Below are 22,776 nucleotides of genomic sequence, written 5' to 3' on the forward strand. Positions count from 1 at the left end.
GTAATAAAAGTTTGAATTGTTTACTACTAATAAATTTCGACAATCGAAAAATTTTACGAAATCGAGTTATGTGATAAACTAAAATAAACAAGAGGGAGGAATTGGAATGAAATTAAGAGACTATATGATGGGATTAGGTACTGGAGTCGTTTTAGGTATTGTTGCAAGTCAGGCTGCAAATAAAATAAATCCAAACAAACCAGCAGATCTAGTGCTTAATAATATAAAGAACTCTTTTAAAGAAGAGGGACCAATCGATGGCTCATGGATTTATATGAGTCCAGAACCTTTCCAAAAAGAAGCAATCCGTTTGGAAGTATATAAAGGCGGAATATCAAGAGTTAAAAATGGAGAGCTTGAACAATTTGAGTTTGCAGCTGATTCGAAGTCTGGAACTGTCGTAGACCTTACAAGAGTATAATACAATGATGTTGCTTTCAGTCATGGAGCATAAATCCACCTCTTAAGTGTAAATTATCTGTAGGAGGTGATATTCCATGAGTAGCAAGAACAGTAAAAAAACCATGAACGAGCGAACGCACAACAGCCAAGAATTATACAAAAATCCTACCGTAAACCCAGATACAGAAATGGGAATTGACTTTGCTGAAGTCTCGAAAAACAAGGTAACGAAACATATTACTAAAGAATCGAATAACAAAAAATAAAGCAAAGGTGAGTTAAAAGCTCACCTTTTTTCTTTTTTAGTGGAGTGTTGCAGAAACCGCCTGAAATGTTGTGCAAAACTTGTGAAGTGTTTCGGGAACGCCTGGAGTGTTGCGCAGAAGTCTCTATGTGTTGCGGGAAATAAGTGAAGTGTTGCAATCAGCTTATTGAAGAAAAAATTTTATTTTTCTTAGTTAACTGCTTCACACTGCAGGCCATAATTTGTGGTCCTTTAATAGCTCCATTAAATCACTCTTGCTCCTATTCAAGTAAAGACCTTTTATCCCAGCTCGCTCCGAGCCATCAATATTTTCCATTTTATCGTCAATAAAAACACTTTCTTCTTTACTAGCAGATAACTCCTTCAGGGCAAGATAATAAACAGCTTCATTTGGCTTTTCTAGAAGGACGGTGGACGATAATATAATGGCTTCAAAATAATGTCGTATTCCTAAACGATCAAAAATCCAATCCATACTTGGCATTGCATTAGAAATAACTGCTAGTCGATAAGTTTTACTTAACGTTTCTAGAACTTCCTTAACCTCCGGAAACAATTCACAGTTAACAGCGTAATGAGCAAAGAACATCAATTCATCTTCTAATTTCTTTTCACCAAGGTGCTCAGCAATTGCTCCGTAATAATTCTTGTAATATTGTTCCTCTTCCTTCCAATTAGTTATAAATGGCAGGTCAAGCTGACTGGCTTTATGTATAGCGGTTACAATTTCAGATTGTGCGAATCCTCGTTGCATCATCAAATTAGTGACTCGTCGCTCCCCTTTTACTAAGGTGTCAAAAAGAACCCCGCCCGCATCAAAGAAGATCACGTTCACATCCTTATTTAATATGTTCATTCTTTTCTTCTAGCTCCATTCCTTTTAGTATTCTTATAGCTTCTAGAATGATATCTGGCCGATCTAAATGAATCGAGTGACTGGAGCCTTTTGCAAAGATTAACCTACTATTTTTTGTTATATAAGCTTGACCCTCAATAAGCTCCTCCCATTTATTTTCTAGAAGTGTAGCTTCTTTCTCAGGCAATCCTTCTTCCACTGCTAATGTTATACAATGAGCTTTATCTCTGCCAATGACTATCAAAGGGAGATTGAGAGAAGTATTTAAATTTTTTATTGTCTCAGCATCTCTTTCCCAGTGACTTATCTCCAAATACATTGCCTTATATAAATTTGGCTTTACTTGAAATTCTAGTAGTCTTTTTTGAATGTTAATAGGAAATTGTAGTTGCTGTTTTGTCAGTGTTGGTTTTAGGTGAACCCGCAGTCTTTCTTCATTCATAGAGGAATAAAAAAGGCATTTTTCTAACCAAGCTTCATCCGTGGAATCTTCATTGATCATCGGTAAATCCAATTGATCGAGAGCTTTAAAGTTCACAGATGTGGAATCTACTAATACTACTCCCAGCACCTTCTCTTCGTGCTTCTTCATAAAATGCTGGACACATAATCCTCCATAAGAATGCCCAACCAAAATAAATGGTTCATCTATTTCAAGGAGACGAATAATCTCTGATATTTCATTTCTGACAGTTTCTGTATTTCGTAATTCCTTTAGCAATTCACTTTCACCAAGTCCAGGTCTATGAAACATTATCACACGATTCGTTTTACTTAATGTTTCGGTTATTTCATACCACTCATCAAATGAGGAGCCCATACCCGAAACAATCATTACTGGAGTACCTTCACTTCCTTTAAATAAAATCTCCATGTTCTGTTCGTCTATATTTAAAAAAGTCCTGATTATACTCACCTCAACCTTTAGTAGTTTATCCTTCATTAATTCTCTATAATTTACCAATAACCTTCTATAATTATGTGAATACACAACAAAAAAACAGCTATAAATGTCCTAAGACACTTATAACTGTTTATTTACATCATTTTCTCGTTCTCTCTAGCTTCTCTATAACTTCCTTGCCATCTGTAGACCATTTAATCATTCGATGGTAAGCATCATGATAAAAGCTAAACCAATAATTGTTTTGTAATGCCTCATTCACCCATTTTTGCTTAGCAAAGACAGAAGTCATTGGATAATCATCATAAGCTAAAACCCATAAAGGATTTTGGTGAGCATTCGTTGGCATAAGATCGGCCATATGAATGATCGTTTCGCCAGATTGTCTTAATAGTACAATGCTGTGCCCGTCGCTATGCCCACCTGTGTGAACCATCTGAATATCTTCTAATATAGTAATAGAATCCTGGAATGTTGTGACCTGAGATTGAATTGGTTCCCAGTTTTCCTTCCAATAAGTATTGCTAGATCGAATATTAGGATTCTTCATTTCATTCCACTCTACATCTGAAACATAGATAGTAGCATTCGGGAAACTAGAAATTAACTCTCCATTTAACCACTTAGTTAATCCACAAGCGTGATCAAAATGTAAATGTGTCATTAAAATGATATCGATATCCTCAGCTAGTAGACCTAGCTCGACAAGATTGTCATCTACCATCGATTCGTCTGTAATCCCATAGTTTCTTATTTGCTTTTCTGAAAACTTACCAAATCCTATGCCCGCCTCTAGCAAAATGTTTTTACCTTGATATTGGATGAGAATTGGATCGGAAGGAAGCTCTATTTGATTTTTTTCGTTAACAGGATATTTTTTTTCCCATAAAGGCTTTGGCACTACTCCAAACATGGCTCCCCCGTCCATATGTGTCGTACCACCCTTTAACCATGTTAATGTCATCTCTTGAAACTTATACGTATCCATACTTTCATCCCCTTTGAATAGTATTGACCTTTTACTTGTTGCTCAAAAACCTAGCCTCTAGTCGATAAATCGGCTGACCTTTTGCTGAGAATTTCTCCTCATATTCCGTCATAATATTATCTTCTGGCATATTCGCATGTAAATCAAGCGATACATAAGTTAACAGCATCCCATAAGCCGACATGCTTGTTAAAGAATATTCAAATAACCCTCTATTATCTGTTTTAAAATGAACTTCTGCATTGTCTACTAAAATAGATTCATACAGCTTTAAAAACCCTTCGTGAGTTAAGCGTCTCTTTGCATGTCTAATTTTTGGCCATGGATCTGAGAAGTTTAAATACACACGGTGTACATCATTTTTTTGAAAATATTTTGCTAAGTCAGCACCATTCACCTTAAGCAAACGTAAATTTGGTAAAGGCTGTGCTTCTAATGCGTTTTCTAAAGCAGATACAATGACACTATCATAAAGCTCAATTCCTATATAATTGATATCAGGATTTTGTTTTGCCATTCCTGTGATAAATTGGCCTTTACCTGTACCTACTTCAATGTGAAGTGGATTCTCGTTATTGAACACTGAATTCCATTTTCCTTTTTGTTCTTCTGGATTTGGAATTACTATTTCTGGATGAGCGTTTATAAAATCCTCTGCCCATGGTTTGTTTCTTAATCTCATTACTTTAACTCCTTTTACTTAGTGGTTTTGCTAAATTCCAAGCATCGGACTCCACCTTAAACGTATAAGTACTGCCAGGTGTAGTCATACAGGAAAATTCTCCATCTACATGCCCATATACTTCATCGTTCATTTGAATGGTGAACTCTTTTGCTTGAATTTGTTTAATTTCTTTATAAGCAGTATGTTTTCCAAAAAACACAGTGCCAAATATAAATAATAGCTTTGTTCTTTTTAAATGGTGCACTATGGTTAGTTCGATTAATGAATCGTTCGGTAAGGAGGACGGCGAGATTTTCATACCTCCTCCAAAATAAGGCTGATTACATACAGTGATAAACCAAACATCCTCAAACTTTATCTCATCTTCTTTATTTAGTAAAGAAAAAGAAAATTTTTGAAAACAAAATAACTCCTTCACTAGATAAAGTATGTATACTAGTTTACCTAACCCTAATCTATTTAACCACTTTTTCCAGTTAGAATTATTGGCTGCATACACAACATGAGCGTCAAAACCAAAGCCCGCATTATTTACAAAATGAAATTTCTCTGAATTGGTTTTTAATGTTCCTATGTCCATATATTCTGATGATTGAAATCCTAAAACATATTCATTTAATTGTTCAATTGTTTTAAACACAAAAAAAGTTCGACCAAAATCGTTTCCACTTCCTGCAGAAACAACTCCAACTCGAACATGATTGTATCCTATCAAACCTGAGAGTATTTCGTGTATGGTACCATCTCCACCTATTGCAATAATAAGAAGAGGTTCTTGGCTAGCGTCAGCATATTCCTTCGATATAGCAGTTGCATGCCCACTGTATTCAGTTTTAAAGAGCGTAAAGGAGAACGGGAGCCGGTCCTTCCATGACTCCCATAGCTTTTTAGCTCTTCCCTGACCTGCTACCTCATTTACAATTATCACTACATTATTCATTTTCTATCTCACTCTCTAACTCCCAGCCTGCTCGAGAGTAGGAGGTGGTTTGAACAAGATTAAGTAATGCTTGCGCTGCCTTAAACTGCATATGCTTCATAGGTGAAGGAGATGATTTTAAGGATTGAAACCAAGCAGAAAAACTTCTTGTATCCACTAATTGAGTCTGATAGGTGGAACCTGGATAATCGATATACCCATTCCTAGACAAGACTACCTTTCTTATTGGCAAGTCAATCTCTTCCTTTTTAAACACTTGTAAAAGAATAGATTCCATTCTATTTAAGCTAATCATCGGACTTAATGTTTTACTCTCTGCTTTCCCACTTTTTTTCACCCAGAATCGATCTCCGCTACCGATAAAAGCGTCTGAATCTCTACCCTCTAAAACTACTAAGCATATAATTTCTGTAGGTAAAACAATAATAATATCTAGTTCTACAGGAGCTTTTTTCAACTTAAGAATCGGATAATAAAACAGAAAATAATTATCAGGCAATTGTAGTGTTAATTGCCTCAGCAAACTATCTCTCATATACTTTGGGTCCACATATGATTTTTCCATTAAGGTAGAGCTAGCCCATTTTAATTGAAAATGGAATAATTGATCCAAATACATTCTTCGTAGCTCTTCTTTAGATTTTGGATTATAAACAATATTAGGTTCAAAAAAGAGAGTTGTAGATTCTTCTGGTACATCATGTCCAATCTCTTCTTTTTCCTCTTCCAGTAATTCTGCAGAGGTTTCTTCTTTATTTCGGGAAAATAGTTTAGAGATAAAGGATTTCTTTTCCTCTACCTCTATATCTTCCTCCTGCTCATTTTCAATCCACGATGTATCTAAAGCTCCGTTTTCCCAAGAAGCGTTAATACGCTCCCATTGTTGTTTTTTCAAACGAACAAATTGTGTAGGATAGCGCTTTAAATCAATCTGATATCTGGATATATAATCTTGCAGTTTGACTAACTGAGCCATTCCGTTGCCTCCCTCTCACACGTTTATTCTTGCAAAATGTTCGTAACGTGGAGTACTCGCTGGATTTATTTTGTAGATGATAAAATCACGGACTTCAAAAGACTGTTTTTCCAGATTAAATGAATCATAGACACATTTTTCTTTTGACATCCACTTTTTAGCCAGTGTTATATGTGCATGGAAGTCCCTAGAAATATTTAACTCTAAAAAATCCAAAACCTTTTGAACAATTGCCTGCTGCAGTTTCATTAACTCATCTTTTTCTTCTAAGGCAACGAAAACAACTCTAGGAGTTTCATCGTTACCAAAATGAGCTAGTCCATCTGTAGTTAAAGAAAAGGCATCCCACTTAATTTGATTCAAAGATGCTATTAAGTCCTTTAATACATTTTCATCGACAGCAGCCAAGTATGCTAATGTGATATGGAGATCCTCTGCAAGGGGCAACGTTTTATGTGTTTTATGCATATTTGTTGTCTCCCTTGCCTTTATGAGAGATCTTCCAATCATCTCAGGTACTTTGATTCCTATGAAATAATGTGTGTTCATACTTGTAGAGTGGAGGGAATCTTTTGTTCAAAAGCCTTCTGAAGTTTTCTTGTAAATTCTCCAGGTTTTCCATCGCCGATAGCATTACCATCAATCGAAATAATCGGCATAACCTCAGCGTTAGTAGATGACATGATAAATTCATCCATTTGCAATGTTTCCTCTTTAGTCATTGCTTTCTCCACTATCGGTAATCCAATTTCTTCACAGCAATCTAATATTACTTTTCTTGTAATACCATTTAAAATCAGGTTGCTAACTGGATGTGTATACAGGATACCATCTTTTATTCCATACATATTAGACGATGATCCTTCTGTCACCGTCTCTCCGCGATGCAAAATTGCTTCAAAACAACCTTTTGTAACAGCCTCTTGTTTAGCAAGTACATTCCCAAGTAGATTCAATGACTTAATATCACATCTCAACCAACGGATATCCTCTACAAAACAAGCCTTTACGCCACTTTCTAGTTGAGCAAGAGGACGAGTCGTTTCTTTTGTATAAGCAGTCAGTACAGAGCTAACTGCTGGGTTAGGAAAGTTATGAATACGAGGACTATTTCCACGTGTTACTTGAAGATAAATTTGACCATTTTGAAGCTCATTCGTTTCAATTAGTTCGTGCATCAATTGATGTAATTTATCTTTTGTATAAGGCATGACTAATTGAATTTTGTCTGCACTTGCGTATAGACGATCGATATGCTCCATTGCTGTAAACAAATCACCATTATAAATTTTAATCACTTCATAAATTCCATCTCCGAATTGATAACCACGATCCTCAAAGCCGATTTTTACCTCTTTTTCCTCTACGATTTGATCATTCCATAAAATTTTAGTCATGTTCTATCATCCTCTCCTTATTTTTTCCCAGCAAGCTCTACAATTGCATCTGCATAAATGGCCGTTGCTTTTATTAAATCTTCAATATCTACATATTCATCCACTTGATGTGCTACATCTGGTCTACCAGGGAATAACATTCCAAATGCTACACCTTTTTTCAGTACTCGTGCGTATGTTCCTCCACCAATAGATAATAGTTCTGCGTTTTCTCCCGTTTGACGCTCGTATACCTTTTGAAGAGATTGAATCAGTACATCCTCTTTATCGACAAAATGTGGTGTAGAATTAGAGCCTAAATCTAATGTAATACCACTATTTTGTAGCTTTTCTCTACAAGCTCCTATTTTTTCCTCAAACGGATAGCTAACAGAATAGCGTAGGCTTACTTGTGTGCATGAGCCTTGTGCAGGTGCATAATGAATAACCCCGGCATTTAATGTAGTTTCACCAGAAACTTCATCCGCATAGCCTAAGCCCAATGCACGACCTCTACTTTCGTCACCAAAAGCCATTACAAGGAATTCACAGAATGCTTTGGAATGTGGTGTTAAAGATAATGTTAATAGGAATTTAGCTAGAAAAACCCCTGCATTCACTCCTTGATCTGGCTCCATAGCATGAGCAGATTTTCCACGAACCAATACTTTCACGACTGGCCCTTCTGGCAATACCTCTCCAGTAATACCATGTTCACTTGCAAAAGCATTAAATTTTTCTTTAATAGAATGAGCTCCGCCAAAAATAAATGCAAACGCTTCATCCGGCACCATATTTGTGCGCTTTCCGGCTTGGAAAAATTGAATTGTTTCTGTTTCGGAAGAACCCGTTTGAGAGAAGATTAAATTAGCAATCCCCTTTTCTGCATTAATAATTGGAAAGTCTGCATCTGGAGCAAAGCCTAGGTCAGGCATCTCCTCTTTTTCGAAATAGCGATCAACACATCGGAATCCGCTTTCTTCATCAGAACCAATAATTAGTCTCACACGTTTTGAAAGCTCGATACCAGCTTCCTTAACTAGTTTCATTGCCATCCATGCTGCAATAGTTGGACCTTTATCATCTATTGCTCCTCTACCATAGATACGATCATCAGCAACAACACCTTCGAATGGTGGGTAAGTCCAGCCCTGTCCTTCCGGAACTACATCAACATGACAAAGAATTCCTACTAGTTCCTCTCCACTACCCATTTCAATGTGACCAGCCATATTGTCTATATTTTTCGTAAGAAAGCCTTCTTTGTTACCCTCATTTAACATATGTTGAAGCGCCTCAAGTGGCTTTATACCAAAAGGAGCTTCTTCTGTAGCTTCCTTTTCGTCTAAAACGCTAGGGATTTGGATTAATGCCTGTAACTCTTTAATGATCTCAGGCTTTTTTTGTTCTGCTAGGTCTAACCAGTTCATTTATTATATCCTCCTATGTATATTGCATATTTCTTATTTTACACTTAATTTGTTCAAACACACAGCAAAAAGAAGGTTTTTTTAAACCTCTATCAAATAATATTATTAGAGCGGTAACTGCATATTTAAGCTATTCATATAAGTAAAAAATAATTTTGGTTTCTTTTCATATCGCAAAGATTTCAACATACTATTCAATTGTTCTATCAGATTATCAATATTATTTTAGAGATGTATTCTGGTACTAAGGTTAATATTTTTATAATTTTAAATTAAGACAAATCCATTAGAAAATCCAGTCATGAATGGGTTCTTTTAACTTCCTTAGAAGAACTTCATATGTTTTTTTTGTAAATAAACAGTTATTTTTATAGAAATTTCTTTGTAATTCTACTATAATTAAATTGTCAGATAATAAAATTCTGACTACCAAAATGTAAAGGGGCTGTCAATTGCAATACATCTGTTGCTTTTCGCCCAAGTCGTCCGCTAGTCTTGCCACGAGATATCAAGATGAAGGAGTGGTTATTTTTGAAACCTACTACTGATCGGATGCTCACTCGAATCAAAGATATGTATATGTTCATCCGAGACAACGGAACTGTTACAACACAAGATCTGGTCGATGAATTTGGAATCACTCCTCGAACAATTCAACGAGATTTGAATGTACTTGCGTTTAATGACCTAGTCATTAGTCCAACAAGAGGCAAATGGACCACGACGAACAAACGAGTTAAAATGACATCTTAGATTCACTATATTAAAAAGAATGACCACGCTTATGCATGGTCATTCTTTTGTTCTAAACTTATTAATTCCTCAGTCGTTAACTCCCGGTAAGACCCTTCTTCTAGAGAATTATCTAGCTTTAAAGCCCCCATCGAAAGTCTCTTTAAATAAATTACTTCCTTATCTACTGACTGAAACATCCTTTTCACTTGATGGAACTTTCCTTCGGTGATAGTCAGCTCAATTTCAGATATTTGATCACTCTTCAAAATATGAAGATGCCCAGGCTTCGTATGATACCCATCATCTAAAATTACTCCTTCTTTAAATGCCTCTACGTCTGATTCTGTTACTCTTCCTGCAACTTTTGCATAATATACTTTCGGAACATCCTTTTTAGGAGATAACAGCCGATGAGTAAGCGCACCGTCATTTGTTAAGAGAAGCAGCCCAACTGTATCCTTATCTAGTCTTCCGACGGGATACGGCTCAAAATGTCTTACATCATCGTCTAGCAGGTCAATTACAGTTTGGTCTCTAGAATCTTCTGTTGCAGAAACAACCCCGGGTGGCTTGTTCATCATTAAATAGATGAACTCTCTATATTCCACCACTTCCCCATAAACGGAAACTTGGTCCTCTAATTCATTGACATGCGTGGACCCATTTTTAGCAACGGTATTGTTTATTTCAATTGCCTTTGACTTGATGAGTACCTTTACTTCACTTCTTGTACCGTATCCCATGTGAGACAGAAATTTATCTAATCGCATTTATTTCTCCTTAAAACCTAATTTTTTCGTAAAGCGCGTAATCTTCTCACCAAATAACTTTTGTGCTAAGCCAAGACGTAGAGTTATGTAGCCATAAAAAACTGCTCCGATACTAGCACATACCATGATGACCAATAATGCTTCCATTTTACTATCAATCACAAACAGGTTCTCTAAGCCTAGTTTGATAACGAATACTATTGTTAACATAAGTGCATTAACAATGAGTATAAGTATACTTCTTCTAATCACCATAGTGGATTTATAATGCAATGTTTTTCGAATCGCAAACATATTCAACCCTATTGCCACTAAATAGCCACAAGCTGTTGCCAATATAGCACCATCTGTTTCAAACGCTTTTATAAGCGGTGTGTTCAATAATAGCTTGGTAAGTATACCCAATAATAGATTTAAAATAATTAGTTTTTGACGATCTATCCCCTGCAAAATTGCAGTTGTTACTGGATATAAAGCAAATAATATTGCTACAGGTGCATAATGTGCAAGAACTGTAGAACCTGTTTTGCTTGTCTCATAAAACAAGTGATAAAAATCACCTGACAATACTGCAATTCCCATTGCTGCTGGAACTGTTAGAAATAATAATATTTGAAATGATTGGTCTAATGATTTTCTTACTTGAACAAAATCTTGTTTCGCATAATAACTCGTGATAAAAGGTATTAAAGCCATACTAAATCCGGTAGCTAGCATGACCGGAATCATCACTAATTTATGAGTTGAATAGTTTAACATCCCTAACAAAGTATTAGATATATCTCCGCTTATTCCGATGCTAGACATCGCTCTATTAAAAGTAATCATATCGATAAATTGAAATAGCGGATTAATCACTCCGACTAATGCAAATGGTACCGTATAAATTAATATTTCTTTGTATATATTTTTGAGAGAAACATCTGACCTAGGACTGCCAGAATCATTTAACTTTAAATCAAATTCTGGCTTTAGCTTTTTCCAATACCAATAGAGAACACCCAGACTGGCCAATGCTCCTAAAAAGGCAGCAAATACCGCAAAGGAAATCGCGGTCTTCTCCGTTCCGTTTAATATGTATACAACAAAGAATCCTCCAGCTAACACGAACAAAATACGTACTATTTGCTCCCAAAGCTGAGAAACCGCCGTTGGTGTCATATGCTGATAGCCTTGGAAGAAACCTCTTATTAAACTCATAAGCGGTACAACGATTACTGCGAAGCTGACATATTTAATCACACTAGCTACATCATTAAGAGAAAAAGCTGCTTCATCATCCTTAATGATCATATGTGCAATAGGATCCGCTAAGAAAAAAAGAATAAGGAATCCTAAGAAACCAGTGATACTCATTAATAACATACTGGATTTCATTAGCTTCCTTCCTGTAGCATAATCTCCAAGAGCATTATATTTGGAAACAAACTTTGAAACTGCAACTGGTACTCCTGAAACAGCTATTGCCAGCATGATTGAATAAGGAGTATAAGCGTATTGATAAAGCGCAATGTATTCCTCGCCAATAATTTGATAAAAAGGAATTACATAAAGAACTCCTAAAATTCTAGATAACAAGAGACCGACCGTTAAGATCATTGTCCCTTTTAATAAATTCGATGCCATCAAACCCGCCCAATCCTTTAAAATGTCTATATTACAGTTTACAACTGTCTCATCAAAACTACAATCATGTATAATAAAGAAAAAATGAAAGTGTGAATTTACTATGTATGACGTAATTATTATCGGTGGGGGTCCCTCAGGACTTATGGCCGCTGCCGCAGCTGGCGCTGAAAACAAAAAGGTTTTATTGATTGAAAAAGGGAATAAGCTAGGGAAAAAGCTTGCTATATCTGGTGGAGGTCGATGCAACGTCACGAATAGACTTCCTCAGGAGGAAATCGTAAAAAACATACCAGGAAATGGTCGATTTCTATTCAGCCCATTCTCCGTCTTTAACAATGAAGATATTATTGCCTTTTTTGAGAACTTAGGTGTTCCGTTAAAAGAGGAAGACCATGGTAGAATGTTCCCTGTTTCCAACAAGGCAATGGATGTCGTGAACGCTCTTCTTGACGAATTAAAAAGATTAAAAGTAGATATAAAGCTAAATGCTCCCGTTTCTAAACTGTTAATGAATGAAGAAAAAGTTATTGGAATTAGATTGGCGACTGGCGAAGAAATAACTGCTGGAGCTATAGTTGTTGCTGTCGGTGGAAAGGCCGTTCCTCAAACAGGCTCAACCGGAGATGGCTACCCTTGGGCTGAAAAAGCTGGGCATACGGTAACCGATTTATATCCAACAGAGGTTCCTTTATTATCTAGTGAGGCATTCATAAAGTCTAAGGAGCTTCAAGGGCTAGCACTTAGAGATGTAGCTGTTTCAGTTCTAAATAAAAAAGGAAAAGCAATCATCACACATCAAATGGACATGCTCTTTACACATTTTGGCTTAAGTGGTCCTGCTATTTTACGTTGTAGCCAGTTCGTTGTAAAAGAAATTAAGAAAAATGGCGGACCAGTTTCTGTAAGAATTGATAGCCTACCTGAAATAAATGAAGAAGAAACTTTCCAAAAGCTCCTCTCTTCTATTAAGGAAGATCCTAAGAAAGCTGTTAAAAATGTATGGAAAGGACTAGTTCCAGAAAGATGGCTTTTGTTTTTGTTGGAACAAGCAAAAATACAAGAAAGTGAAGATGGCCAAAACCTATCCCACGAGAAAATCAGATCCCTCGCCCATCTATTAAAGCAGTTTGTTGTTAAGGTACATGGTACTCAGCCCCTTGAAAAAGCCTTTGTCACTGGTGGCGGCGTTTCTATTAAAGAGATTGAGCCAAAGACAATGGCATCGAAGAAAAAAGCTGGCCTATACTTTTGTGGGGAAATATTAGACATACACGGCTATACAGGTGGCTATAACATTACCTCCGCTCTTGTCACTGGAAAACTAGCTGGCATGAGTGCAGCAAAAAGTATTTTAGATTAAATGGATAAAATTTGGAATATTTTATACGAATCCATTGAATTTTGAAACTATTTATAATACAATGGTCTTTAATGAGCGATGACGAAGAGTAGTAATCATATGTGATGCATTAGAGAGCTGACGGTTGGTGCAAGTCAGTGCATAGCATATGATGAATGGGCTTCTGAGTTCCAAGGCCGAAATGATAGTAGGCCTTGGCGTTTGTCTACGTTACAGGACTAGCAGCTATGAGCTGCAAACAAGTGGATTACAATAGTAATCAATGAAGGTGGCACCACGGCTCTCCGTCCTTTTTGGATGGAGGGCCTTTTTGTATTCTTTTTTAGATGAGCCGAGTCGAGAAAGAGGAGAGTGTAGAAAATGACAGTTGAGACGAGAAGCTATGAAATGAAAGAAATCCAAGGGGATATGATGACTCCTATCTCCATTTATCACTCCTTACGTGGAATGAAAAAAATGCTATTTGAATCCTCTGCAAAGCACGAGGAAAGCGGACGCTATTCTTTTATAGTGCTAAACCCTGTAGCAGAAATTAAAGGCAATCAGTTTAATTATGTATTTACAGACGAACAAGGAAACAAAGAAGTTGGTCATGAACCCATTATGGATAAACTTAAAACCATTCTTCCTGAACACAATGAACAATATCCCTTTTCTTTTTTTGGTGGAATGCTGGGTTATTTTGGATATGAAACAGCATTTTATAACGAACGAATCGGAGAGTATCTTCCCGATGATTTAAATATGCCTGATATACATGTGTTATTTTACGATACCTTTCTTATTTATGATCATTTAAAACAAAAGGTGACAATCGCAGCTATTGATTTATTTTTAAGTGGGCGTTCTCCCGAGCATATGAAAAAGGATATTGAAATAATTTATGAAGACCTCCAAGCGGGTTCTCCACAGCAAGGAGAGTTAGGAGCTAGCCTATCATTTAAGCCAGCGATAAAAGAAGATGACTTTAAAGAAATGGTGGAGAAAGCAAAGCAACATATTGTAAAAGGAGATATATTCCAAGTGGTAATCTCACAGCGCTTCTCCTCTCCTTTTAAAGGAAATCCATTCTCTCTTTATCGGCAACTGAGAACTTCTAATCCATCACCTTATATGTTTTACATGGATTTCGAAGATTATATCGTTTTAGGTACTTCTCCTGAGAGTCTAGTAAAGGTAAAGAATGGATTTGTCACTACTAATCCAATTGCAGGAACAAAGCCACGAGGGAAAACCTCAGAAGAAGATAAGCAAATTGCTGCCAGTTTATTAATAGATGAAAAAGAAGTAGCAGAGCATCGAATGCTTGTTGACTTAGGAAGAAATGACATAGGCAAAATTTCTGAAATTGGTACCGTTCAGGTAAATAAATATATGCAAATAGAATTGTACAAGTATGTCATGCATATAGTTTCAGAGGTAACAGGACGTTTAACAAAAGATATTCACGCATTAGATGTATTGGCAACATGCTTACCAGCGGGCACTGTTTCCGGAGCACCAAAAATTCGAGCTATGCAAATTATAAACGAATTGGAGCCTATGAAACGCGGGGTTTATGCTGGTGCAGTAGGTTATATTTCAGTATCAGGAGATATGGATCTCGCTCTCGCAATTAGAACAATGGTTGTAAAAGATAATGAGGCATTTGTGCAGGCTGGTGCGGGTATTGTTTATGATTCCATTCCTAAAAATGAATATGAGGAAACGTTAAACAAGGCAAAAGCACTTTTGGAGGTGCACAGATGATACTCCTAATAGATAATTATGATTCCTTTACGTATAATCTCTATCAGCAATTAGGTATTCTTGGTAAGGATGTTAAGATTGTTAGAAATGATGCTATTACCATTGAAGCTATAGATAAGCTTTGCCCGGAAGCAATTGTCATCTCCCCTGGACCAGGTAATCCGCTTGAAGCAGGTATTTCTGTTGAAGTTATTCAAGCATTCTATAAGAAATACCCTATCCTTGGAATTTGTCTTGGTCACCAATCGATTGGTGCTGCTTTTGGTGCCAATGTCGTGCAGGCTAAAACAATTATGCACGGCAAGCTATCTACAATACATCATACACAAAATGAATTGTTCCACGGGTTTGAAGGCCCTATATCCGTCATGCGTTATCACTCTCTTGTCATTGAAGAGGATAGTTTACAAGATTGTTTCGAGGTTCTCGCAAGAGCTGATGATGATCATGAAATTATGGCAATAAAGCACAGGGACTATCCACTTTATGGACTTCAGTTTCACCCTGAGTCTATTGGAACAGAGCATGGTACTATGCTTATGAAAGTATTTGTAGATACGTTGAATTAACCTTTGAAAGGAGAGTTTGATGGTAGCTGCTCTTGGTATTATTTTAGTTCATATTGTTGGTTTGCTTTTGTTAAAGTTCATGTTTCCAAAAGAAGATATTGCTTCATGAAAAGTGCAAATGGTTTGCAGGAAAGTTTAATTAATAGGTTGCAGATTTTCGCTTTCGGCGGTCGCTTTCCGTGGGGTGAGCGATAAGCCATCACCGTCGCTTACGCGTCGTTTGTGATGGCTTATCAGTCTCACTCATCCCACAGGAGTCGCCGCCTGTCGCTGCAATCATGTGGGGTGTAGTAGTGAGAAAGTGGACGACTTTTCAATGGATGAAAGTGTTGTGGTGAACATGAAATTTTGAAGATTTGCGAGAACCTTGCGGTGATGAGTAATAACCTTGCACAGATGAAGTGGAACATTGCAGTGATGGAGCAAAACCTTGCACAAAACGCTTGAAATGTTGCGCAGACGACGTTAAGAGTTGCACAAACAGATAAAAGGCTTTGTCGGAAAGTAACAAGCCATCATCCCTTTTTTGCTGCTCTTCCTGTTTTGTCTCAATCATCTCTCAGTTCTCATCATGCTTGTGTTTTTCTAAAAAATAAAGCTGCTTAACTCTCATAAGAGACTAAGCAGCTTTATTATTTATTAAATAACGATGTTTACCATTTTACCAGGGATTGCAATGATTTTTTTGACTTCGTTGCCTTCAATCCATTGTTGAACCTGTTCAGAAGCTAATGCCAATGCTTCTAGCTCATCTTTTGTTGCGTCTTTAGAAACGACAAGTTTTGCACGAACTTTCCCTTTGATCTGTACTGGAATTTCAACCTCGTTGTCCACAAGCTTGGATTCATCGAATGTTGGCCAAGATTCATAAGCGATAGAATTATCATGGCCTAAAATGCTCCAAAGCTCCTCTGAGATATGAGGAACAATAGGAGAAATAAGCTTCACGAAGCCCTCTACATATTCCTTAGAAATTTTCTCAGCTTTATATCCTTCATTAATAAATACCATCATTTGAGAGATAGCCGTGTTATAGTGCATTGCCTCGTAATCCTCTGTTACCTTCTTAACCGTTTGGTGGTACGCTTTTTCCATATTGTCAGATGATGTGTCGCTAACTTTCGGGCTTAGAGTGCCCTCTTCTGTTACGAATAATCTCCAAATACGATCCAAGAATCTACGAGAGCCGTCTAGACCATTCGTTGACCATGGTTTAGAAGAATCTAGAGGTCCCATGAACATTTCATATAAACGAAGTGAATCAGCTCCGTGGCTCTTCACGATATCATCAGGATTAACTACATTCCCTTTAGATTTAGACATTTTCTCGTGATTTTCACCTAAGATCATTCCTTGGTTAAATAATTTTTGGAATGGCTCTTTCGTTGTAACAACACCGATATCATATAGGAATTTATGCCAGAAACGTGCATATAGCAAGTGAAGTACAGCATGCTCTGCCCCACCTACGTAAAGATCTACTGGCAACCAGCGTTTTACTAGCTCTGGATCAATTAGTGCTTCATCATTATGTGGATCGATGTAGCGTATATAATACCAGCAGCTTCCTGCCCACTGAGGCATTGTATTTGTTTCACGACGTCCTTTTTTACCAGTCACTGGGTCCACTACATTTACCCATTCCTCAATATTAGCTAATGGAGATTCACCTGTACCACTTGGCTTGATGTCAGTAGTAACAGGTAGCATAAGTGGAAGCTCTGATTCATCTACAGGTGTTGAAGTTCCATCTTCCCAATGGATAATCGGAATTGGTTCTCCCCAATAACGCTGACGACTGAACAACCAGTCACGTAAACGATAAGTAATTTTCTTCTCGCCTTTTCCATTCGCTTCAAACCATTCAATTGCTTTAGCGATTGCTTCTTCTTTGTTAAGACCATTTAAGAAATCCGAATTAACAAGTATGCCATCCTCTGTGTAAGCAGCTTCTTCAATGCTTCCACCCGAAACAACTTCTACAATCGGAAGATCGAATTGCTTAGCAAACTCATAGTCACGCTCATCATGTGCAGGAACTGCCATGATAGCACCTGTTCCATATGTTGCTAAAACATAGTCTGCGATCCAGATTGGCATTTTTTCACCACTAACTGGATTGATGGCATAGGCTCCTGTAAATACTCCAGTTTTATGTTTGGCAAGATCTGTACGCTCTAAATCACTTTTCAATTTTACTTGATCTTTATAAGCTTGAACTGCTTCCTGCTGCTCTGGAGTTGTAATAGCATCCACTAATTTATGCTCTGGTGCCAATACTGCATATGTTGCGCCAAAAATAGTATCTGGACGAGTCGTAAATGCTTGGAAGGATTCCTTTGTTCCTGCAACTTCAAACGTTAGCTCTGCTCCTTCAGAACGGCCAATCCAGTTACGTTGCATTTCTTTCAAGCTCTCTGGCCAATCTAAATCATCTAAATCCTCCAACAATCTATCTGCATAAGCCGTAATGCGAAGAACCCATTGACGCATTGGTCTACGCTCTACTGGATGCCCACCACGTTCCGATAAGCCATCAATTACCTCTTCATTCGCTAGAACTGTACCTAATGCTGGACACCAGTTTACTGGCACTTCATCCACGTAAGCTAAGCCCTTTTTATAAAGCTGGATGAAGATCCATTGTGTCCATTTGTAATAGGAAGGATCGGTTGTATTGATTTCTCTATCCCAATCATAAGAAAAGCCAAGATCCATCATTTGACGTTTAAACGTCGCAATATTTTTTGCAGTAAATTCTGCAGGATCATTACCTGTATCAATTGCATACTGCTCTGCAGGAAGACCGAATGCATCCCATCCCATTGGGTGAAGTACATTGTAGCCTTGTTTACGTTTAAATGCACTTAGAATATCTGTTGCAATATATCCAAGTGGATGTCCCACGTGTAGACCTACTCCTGATGGATATGGGAACATATCTAATGCATAAAATTTTGGTTTGGAAGGATCATCAATCATTTTATATGTCTTGTTTTCTTTCCAATAACTTTGCCACTTTTGCTCAATTGCTTCATGATTAAAGCTCATCTTTCTTCCTCCTTCAGTTAATGGCGCTTTCTAACTATCATTGGTTTAAAATCCCAAAAGATAACAGCGCCAAATAAAAAAACTCGCCCCTTAAAAAAACTAAGGGACGAGAGATATACTCACGCGGTACCACCCAAATTAGTGAAAAAATTATCACTCAACTTGTTTCCTTAACGCGGAAAACGGTATAAGCTACTAATCGTTCACTTATACAGACTCAAAGGCGAGTTCAATAATTCGTTACACTAACTTGCACCAGATGTTAGCTCTCTTCAGAAACGAGTGTTATTTACTATTCCTTTTCTTAGTCGATTGTTATTCAATGTAATGCATTTATTCTAATGGATATTGAAGGAAAACACAAGATGTACTCTCATCAAAAATTTTATAATATGAGATATTAAATCGCTACATTCTCTTTTACATCTTTGATGATTAAACCAGCTTCAGTAGCATCGATAATATCTTGTACAGAATACCCTTCAAATACTTCTTTTAACTCTAGGCCATCTTCAGTTACTTCAATCATTGCCCGTTCTGTTATTATTTTATTCACAACTGCCTTACCAGTTAGAGGCAAGGCACATTCTTTTTTAATCTTTGCGGAGCCGTCCTTCGCACAATGGTCCATAATAACAATTATTTTCTTGGCACCATGTACAAGATCCATCGCTCCTCCCATTCCTTTAATCATCTTACCTGGGATCATCCAGTTAGCTAAATCTCCCTTTTCGGATACCTCCATTGCCCCTAAAATAGCAACATCTACATGTCCTCCGCGTATCATCGCAAAGGATTCAGCACTTGAGAAGAAGGATGACCCTGGTATTGTAGTAACTGTTTCCTTACCAGCATTGATAAGGTCTGGATCCACTTCTTGCTCCGTTGGATATGGCCCTATGCCTAAAAGTCCATTCTCTGATTGAAGCACCACTGTCTTATCTGGAGATATAAAGTTGGCAACCAAGGTAGGAATTCCAATCCCTAGATTTACATAGTTCCCATTTTCAATTTCTTTTTCTGCTCTTCTCGCAATTTTTTCACGTGTATTCATCCGAATCTCCCCCTTATGAACGTGTCGTTAGACGTTCGATTCTTTTTTCCTGCTCTGCTTGGAACAGACCTTGGACATAAATACTTGGTGTATGTATTTGGGCTGGATCTAAATCGCCTGTCTCTACGATTTCCTCTACTTCTGCTATCGTCACCAAACCAGCAGCAGCCATCATTGGATTGAAGTTTTGAGCTGTTTTGTTGTATATTAGGTTACCAAACTTATCTGCCTTAGCCGCCCGAATCAAGGCATAATCTGCTCTAAGGGCTTCTTCAAGAACATATTCCTTACCGTCATAAATACGTACCTCTTTACCCTCTGCAACTACTGTACCTACACCTGCTGGAGTAAAAAATGCAGGAATTCCTGCCCCTCCGGCACGAATTTTTTCCGCTAAAGTACCTTGTGGAGTGAGCTCAACTTCAATCTCTCCTGAAATTACTTGTCTTTCAAACTCTTTATTTTCACCTACATAGGAGCCTATCATTTTTTTAATCTGTTTATTTTTTAGTAAAAGGCCTAGGCCCCAGTCATCTACGCCACAGTTATTGGAAATTACGGTTAAATCCTTTACCCCTTTATCAACTAACGCTAAAATTAGCTGCTCTGGAATACCTACTAATCCAAATCCGCCTACCATTAACGTCATGCCGTCTTCAATACCTGCGACAGCTTCTTTTGCTGAACTATAAATCGGTTTCATATCCCTATCCCCTTTCAAAAAATACAGCCTACCCTATTATATTCTCAAATATCGGACTACTCCGCAAACCTTTTTGATTATTTACGGTATATATTCATCTCGAGACAGTATATCAAATCTTAAAAATGCTTCTTTTGGTAACAAAATTCTTATTACATTTTTTTAGAATAAAAAAAAGAACAAATTCCACATGGAGAATTTGTTCTTTAATCGGATTAAATTATATTAAATAAATCTATTATTTTTCGTTGTCAGCTTTTTCTTTTACATCCTTATTATAATTATATTGAGAAGGATTAACCTTAGTAAAGCCTGCCGGTGTATAAAATCTCAATAAGTCACCATTTACAACTTTATCAGATAAATGCAACCTGTTTTCTACTCTTTTCTTATACTCATTCGCTTTTTGAATTTGATTATCATCAACTAGTGGCAAACCAGTTGTTGCATCATAGAATTTTTCATCAATTGAATAGATAGTAGGGCTGACATAATCACCATTTCTGAAAGGTACAATATCATTATGTTCTTTTGATAATATGTCTGTACCAAATTGAACATAATCTTGTGAATCAATTCCAAGTAAGTGTAATAAGGTTGGAAGAAGGTCTATTTGCCCTCCGTAAGTATGATTGACTCCACCTTGCATCTCAGGAACGTGAATAATTAAAGGTACCCGTTGTAAATTAGTACTTTCGTAAGGAGTAATTTCTTTTCCAATGATTTGTTCCATGGCTTTATTATGATTTTCAGAAATACCATAATGATCACCATAAAAAACAAGCATACTGTTATCATATAAGCCGGAGTTTTGTAATTCACCAATGAACTGTTCAATTGCTTCATCAGCATAACGAGCAGTTTGGAAATAATCATCTACACTTGCATCACCAGTATCTGCTTTATCAATTGTTGTTAAGTTTTGATTCATTTTATATGGATAATGGTTCCCAACCGTAATAAATTTAGCATAGAAAGGTTGAGGTAAAGTTTTTACATATTCTAATGATTGTTCAAAGAATGGCTTGTCCAATAATCCATATTCAGCCATATCTTCTTTAGAAGTAGTGTCATAATAATTGGCATCAAAGAAATGCTCATAGCCGAATGATTTATAAATCTCATTACGATTCCAGAAAGTGCCGTTATTGCCGTGGAATACAGCAGATGTATAACCATCTTTTTTTAAAATCGCGGGAGCTGATTGATAAGTATTCTGACCTTTTGTAATAAATGCAGACCCTTGTGGTAAACCAAACAATGAGTTTTCAAGCATGAATTCAGCATCCGAAGTTTTGCCTTGCGCTGTTTCATGGAAGAAATTATCAAAGTATAGTGTATTCGGATCTTTTATTAATGAATTTAAGAATGGTGTAACTTCTTCACCGTTTAATTTATAATTCATTAAAAAGTTTTGGAATGACTCCAAATGGATATAGATGACGTTCATTTCTTTTGCAGCGCCGAAATATTCTGGATTAGGCTCCGCAGAGATAGATTTTGTATAGTTAATAACTTCTGTCATATCATCGCTATCAGCTAAAGCCCTCTGTGAAGATGCCTTTATAGTTTCAGTAGCGTCATAAATAGTATAGTTATACATTCCTAAATACTTAACAATATAGTTTCTATCAAAACCACGAGTTAATAACTGTGGACGATCATAGTTAGCTAATCCTAAATTTAATGCAAATATTCCTATTACAAAAGCAAGCCCAGCAATTGCTTTCTTATATCCAACTCTACTATTGTTTTTTTGTATTTTTTTAGACACACATAGATAAGCTAACAAAAATACATCGACAAAGAACATGATATCGTAGGGTTTTAATAAAGAAATAACACTGCCGCCTAAGTCTCCAAAATTCTGCGTTTGAGTAATCGTTGGTAATGTAATAAAGTCACTAAAAAATCTATAATAAACTACATTTGCATATAAAAGGAAGGACATTAAAGCATAAATAACAGCAAGTAATGTGTATCTTCCTCGACCTTTGAAAGCAAAAGAAAATCCAAGAAATAGCAAGGCAGAGCCAAGCGGATTTATAAATAAAAGGAATTGTTGAAGGAGTCCTTCTACTCCTAAGTTAAACTGAGTTACTTGCGTGATATATGTTTTAATCCATAACATGAAAACGGCTAAAATAAACAGACTACTAAACTTGTTTAAAAAGGCAGTCTTGTTTTTATTTAAAATTTCCATTTGATCACCTTCCTATAAGTCTAGTATTTCAAGATTTAAATTTAATAATATATTTAGGGGAAAATAATTTTAATATAATTTCTAAAGCTAATATAACCTACCTCTTTCTTCGACTTTTGTCAAGTAAAAAA

22 protein-coding genes and 2 other annotated features are annotated in these 22,776 nt (G+C 36.7%); of the genes, 6 read left to right on the top strand and 16 right to left on the bottom strand.

Features of this window, described 5'->3' with window-relative positions:
* Nucleotides 1-106 precede the first annotated feature (106 nt).
* Entirely contained in the window at nt 107-421 is a 315-nt protein-coding gene (locus tag MKY94_RS14030; protein WP_144535237.1) for a hypothetical protein, read from the top strand.
* A gap of 76 nt (nt 422-497) precedes the next feature.
* Nucleotides 498-668: a hypothetical protein gene (locus MKY94_RS14035; protein ID WP_186318030.1), complete on the top strand. Its 171-nt coding sequence runs from the start codon at nt 498-500 to the stop codon at nt 666-668.
* Between the two features lie 201 nt (nt 669-869).
* On the opposite strand, the gene MKY94_RS14040 is transcribed toward MKY94_RS14035, so the two are convergent.
* The 9 genes from MKY94_RS14040 to pepV all read right to left on the bottom strand — a co-directional run bounded on the left by MKY94_RS14040 (nt 870) and on the right by pepV (nt 8,822).
* Nucleotides 870-1,523 (bottom strand): HAD family hydrolase, encoded by a 654-nt coding sequence (locus MKY94_RS14040; protein ID WP_342577248.1) that lies wholly within the window; start codon nt 1,521-1,523, stop codon nt 870-872.
* The gene (locus MKY94_RS14045; protein WP_342577249.1) at nt 1,507-2,439 is read right to left on the bottom strand and encodes an alpha/beta hydrolase; all 933 of its coding nucleotides are present in this window, start codon (nt 2,437-2,439) and stop codon (nt 1,507-1,509) included. Before MKY94_RS14045 ends, MKY94_RS14040 begins: the two co-directional genes overlap by 17 nt.
* Nucleotides 2,440-2,566: 127 nt before the next feature.
* The gene (locus tag MKY94_RS14050) at nt 2,567-3,415 is read right to left on the bottom strand and encodes an MBL fold metallo-hydrolase (protein WP_342577250.1); all 849 of its coding nucleotides are present in this window, start codon (nt 3,413-3,415) and stop codon (nt 2,567-2,569) included.
* A 31-nt stretch (nt 3,416-3,446) separates the two neighbouring features.
* Entirely contained in the window at nt 3,447-4,097 is a 651-nt protein-coding gene (gene trmB, locus MKY94_RS14055; protein WP_144535231.1) for a tRNA (guanosine(46)-N7)-methyltransferase TrmB, read from the bottom strand.
* Nucleotides 4,098-4,101: 4 nt separating this feature from the next.
* Nucleotides 4,102-5,040, bottom strand: a complete 939-nt coding sequence (locus MKY94_RS14060; RefSeq protein ID WP_342577251.1) for a diacylglycerol kinase family protein — start codon at nt 5,038-5,040, stop codon at nt 4,102-4,104.
* Nucleotides 5,033-6,016 (bottom strand): nuclease-related domain-containing protein, encoded by a 984-nt coding sequence (locus tag MKY94_RS14065; protein WP_342577252.1) that lies wholly within the window; start codon nt 6,014-6,016, stop codon nt 5,033-5,035. Before MKY94_RS14065 ends, MKY94_RS14060 begins: the two co-directional genes overlap by 8 nt.
* Nucleotides 6,017-6,031: 15 nt before the next feature.
* Nucleotides 6,032-6,565 (bottom strand): RNA 2',3'-cyclic phosphodiesterase, encoded by a 534-nt coding sequence (thpR, locus tag MKY94_RS14070; protein ID WP_342577253.1) that lies wholly within the window; start codon nt 6,563-6,565, stop codon nt 6,032-6,034.
* Complete coding sequence (dat, locus tag MKY94_RS14075) at nt 6,562-7,413, bottom strand: D-amino-acid transaminase (protein ID WP_342577254.1); 852 nt, start codon at nt 7,411-7,413, stop codon at nt 6,562-6,564. The genes thpR and dat overlap by 4 nt, the downstream gene beginning before the upstream one ends.
* A gap of 17 nt (nt 7,414-7,430) precedes the next feature.
* Nucleotides 7,431-8,822 carry a dipeptidase PepV gene (gene pepV / locus MKY94_RS14080; RefSeq protein WP_342577255.1) on the bottom strand — a complete coding sequence of 464 codons (1,392 nt, stop codon included), beginning with the start codon at nt 8,820-8,822 and terminating at the stop codon, nt 7,431-7,433.
* Nucleotides 8,823-9,353: 531 nt separating this feature from the next.
* On the opposite strand from pepV, the gene MKY94_RS14085 reads away from it, so the two are divergent.
* Nucleotides 9,354-9,575, top strand: a complete 222-nt coding sequence (locus tag MKY94_RS14085; RefSeq protein ID WP_144537096.1) for a DeoR family transcriptional regulator — start codon at nt 9,354-9,356, stop codon at nt 9,573-9,575.
* A gap of 29 nt (nt 9,576-9,604) precedes the next feature.
* Here the strand turns inward: MKY94_RS14085 and MKY94_RS14090 are convergent, their stop codons facing one another.
* Together MKY94_RS14090 and MKY94_RS14095 are read right to left on the bottom strand one after the other, a co-directional pair.
* On the bottom strand, nt 9,605-10,327 hold the full coding sequence (locus tag MKY94_RS14090) for a pseudouridine synthase (RefSeq protein WP_144535220.1): 723 nt from the start codon (nt 10,325-10,327) through the stop codon (nt 9,605-9,607).
* Nucleotides 10,328-11,953 (bottom strand): polysaccharide biosynthesis protein, encoded by a 1,626-nt coding sequence (locus tag MKY94_RS14095; protein WP_144535218.1) that lies wholly within the window; start codon nt 11,951-11,953, stop codon nt 10,328-10,330.
* 103 nt (nt 11,954-12,056) lie between these two features.
* Between MKY94_RS14095 and MKY94_RS14100 the strand changes: the two genes are divergently transcribed.
* The 3 genes from MKY94_RS14100 to MKY94_RS14110 all read left to right on the top strand — a co-directional run bounded on the left by MKY94_RS14100 (nt 12,057) and on the right by MKY94_RS14110 (nt 15,634).
* Complete coding sequence (locus MKY94_RS14100; RefSeq protein ID WP_151113441.1) at nt 12,057-13,316, top strand: NAD(P)/FAD-dependent oxidoreductase; 1,260 nt, start codon at nt 12,057-12,059, stop codon at nt 13,314-13,316.
* Between the two features lie 69 nt (nt 13,317-13,385).
* Nucleotides 13,386-13,611: a binding site (T-box leader), on the top strand.
* A gap of 65 nt (nt 13,612-13,676) precedes the next feature.
* Entirely contained in the window at nt 13,677-15,065 is a 1,389-nt protein-coding gene (gene trpE, locus MKY94_RS14105; RefSeq protein ID WP_342577256.1) for an anthranilate synthase component I, read from the top strand.
* Nucleotides 15,062-15,634 carry an aminodeoxychorismate/anthranilate synthase component II gene (locus MKY94_RS14110; protein WP_144535212.1) on the top strand — a complete coding sequence of 191 codons (573 nt, stop codon included), beginning with the start codon at nt 15,062-15,064 and terminating at the stop codon, nt 15,632-15,634. Before trpE ends, MKY94_RS14110 begins: the two co-directional genes overlap by 4 nt.
* Before the next feature lie 313 nt (nt 15,635-15,947).
* Here the strand turns inward: MKY94_RS14110 and MKY94_RS14115 are convergent, their stop codons facing one another.
* The 5 genes from MKY94_RS14115 to MKY94_RS14135 form a co-directional block, all read right to left on the bottom strand.
* Nucleotides 15,948-16,190: a hypothetical protein gene (locus MKY94_RS14115; RefSeq protein ID WP_154310297.1), complete on the bottom strand. Its 243-nt coding sequence runs from the start codon at nt 16,188-16,190 to the stop codon at nt 15,948-15,950.
* 83 nt (nt 16,191-16,273) lie between these two features.
* Nucleotides 16,274-18,685: a leucine--tRNA ligase gene (gene leuS, locus MKY94_RS14120; RefSeq protein WP_144535208.1), complete on the bottom strand. Its 2,412-nt coding sequence runs from the start codon at nt 18,683-18,685 to the stop codon at nt 16,274-16,276.
* A 99-nt stretch (nt 18,686-18,784) separates the two neighbouring features.
* Nucleotides 18,785-19,000 (bottom strand) — a binding site (T-box leader).
* Nucleotides 19,001-19,085: 85 nt separating this feature from the next.
* On the bottom strand, nt 19,086-19,739 hold the full coding sequence (locus MKY94_RS14125) for a 3-oxoacid CoA-transferase subunit B (RefSeq protein WP_144535206.1): 654 nt from the start codon (nt 19,737-19,739) through the stop codon (nt 19,086-19,088).
* Nucleotides 19,740-19,752: 13 nt separating this feature from the next.
* Complete coding sequence (locus tag MKY94_RS14130) at nt 19,753-20,442, bottom strand: CoA transferase subunit A (protein WP_144535204.1); 690 nt, start codon at nt 20,440-20,442, stop codon at nt 19,753-19,755.
* 238 nt (nt 20,443-20,680) lie between these two features.
* The gene (locus MKY94_RS14135; RefSeq protein WP_342577257.1) at nt 20,681-22,645 is read right to left on the bottom strand and encodes an LTA synthase family protein; all 1,965 of its coding nucleotides are present in this window, start codon (nt 22,643-22,645) and stop codon (nt 20,681-20,683) included.
* Between the last annotated feature and the right edge of the window lie 131 nt (nt 22,646-22,776).

Origin of the sequence: Psychrobacillus sp. FSL K6-2843 (assembly GCF_038626375.1) — a bacterium.
Taxonomy (GTDB): Bacteria; Bacillota; Bacilli; order Bacillales_A; family Planococcaceae; genus Psychrobacillus; species Psychrobacillus faecigallinarum.

Excerpts from the sequence above, each read along its gene's own strand:
- MKY94_RS14030 (WP_144535237.1), top strand. The coding sequence starts at position 107 with ATGAAATTAAGAGACTATATGATGGGATTAGGTACTGGAGTCGTTTTA.
- MKY94_RS14035 (WP_186318030.1), top strand. The coding sequence starts at position 498 with ATGAGTAGCAAGAACAGTAAAAAAACCATGAACGAGCGAACGCACAAC.
- MKY94_RS14040 (WP_342577248.1), bottom strand. The coding sequence starts at position 1,523 with ATGAACATATTAAATAAGGATGTGAACGTGATCTTCTTTGATGCGGGC.
- MKY94_RS14050 (WP_342577250.1), bottom strand. The coding sequence starts at position 3,415 with ATGGATACGTATAAGTTTCAAGAGATGACATTAACATGGTTAAAGGGT.
- trmB (WP_144535231.1), bottom strand. The coding sequence starts at position 4,097 with ATGAGATTAAGAAACAAACCATGGGCAGAGGATTTTATAAACGCTCAT.
- MKY94_RS14060 (WP_342577251.1), bottom strand. The coding sequence starts at position 5,040 with ATGAATAATGTAGTGATAATTGTAAATGAGGTAGCAGGTCAGGGAAGA.
- MKY94_RS14065 (WP_342577252.1), bottom strand. The coding sequence starts at position 6,016 with ATGGCTCAGTTAGTCAAACTGCAAGATTATATATCCAGATATCAGATT.
- thpR (WP_342577253.1), bottom strand. The coding sequence starts at position 6,565 with ATGAACACACATTATTTCATAGGAATCAAAGTACCTGAGATGATTGGA.
- dat (WP_342577254.1), bottom strand. The coding sequence starts at position 7,413 with ATGACTAAAATTTTATGGAATGATCAAATCGTAGAGGAAAAAGAGGTA.
- pepV (WP_342577255.1), bottom strand. The coding sequence starts at position 8,822 with ATGAACTGGTTAGACCTAGCAGAACAAAAAAAGCCTGAGATCATTAAA.
- MKY94_RS14090 (WP_144535220.1), bottom strand. The coding sequence starts at position 10,327 with ATGCGATTAGATAAATTTCTGTCTCACATGGGATACGGTACAAGAAGT.
- MKY94_RS14095 (WP_144535218.1), bottom strand. The coding sequence starts at position 11,953 with ATGGCATCGAATTTATTAAAAGGGACAATGATCTTAACGGTCGGTCTC.
- MKY94_RS14100 (WP_151113441.1), top strand. The coding sequence starts at position 12,057 with ATGTATGACGTAATTATTATCGGTGGGGGTCCCTCAGGACTTATGGCC.
- trpE (WP_342577256.1), top strand. The coding sequence starts at position 13,677 with ATGACAGTTGAGACGAGAAGCTATGAAATGAAAGAAATCCAAGGGGAT.
- MKY94_RS14110 (WP_144535212.1), top strand. The coding sequence starts at position 15,062 with ATGATACTCCTAATAGATAATTATGATTCCTTTACGTATAATCTCTAT.
- MKY94_RS14115 (WP_154310297.1), bottom strand. The coding sequence starts at position 16,190 with ATGATTGAGACAAAACAGGAAGAGCAGCAAAAAAGGGATGATGGCTTG.
- leuS (WP_144535208.1), bottom strand. The coding sequence starts at position 18,685 with ATGAGCTTTAATCATGAAGCAATTGAGCAAAAGTGGCAAAGTTATTGG.
- MKY94_RS14125 (WP_144535206.1), bottom strand. The coding sequence starts at position 19,739 with ATGAATACACGTGAAAAAATTGCGAGAAGAGCAGAAAAAGAAATTGAA.
- MKY94_RS14130 (WP_144535204.1), bottom strand. The coding sequence starts at position 20,442 with ATGAAACCGATTTATAGTTCAGCAAAAGAAGCTGTCGCAGGTATTGAA.
- MKY94_RS14135 (WP_342577257.1), bottom strand. The coding sequence starts at position 22,645 with ATGGAAATTTTAAATAAAAACAAGACTGCCTTTTTAAACAAGTTTAGT.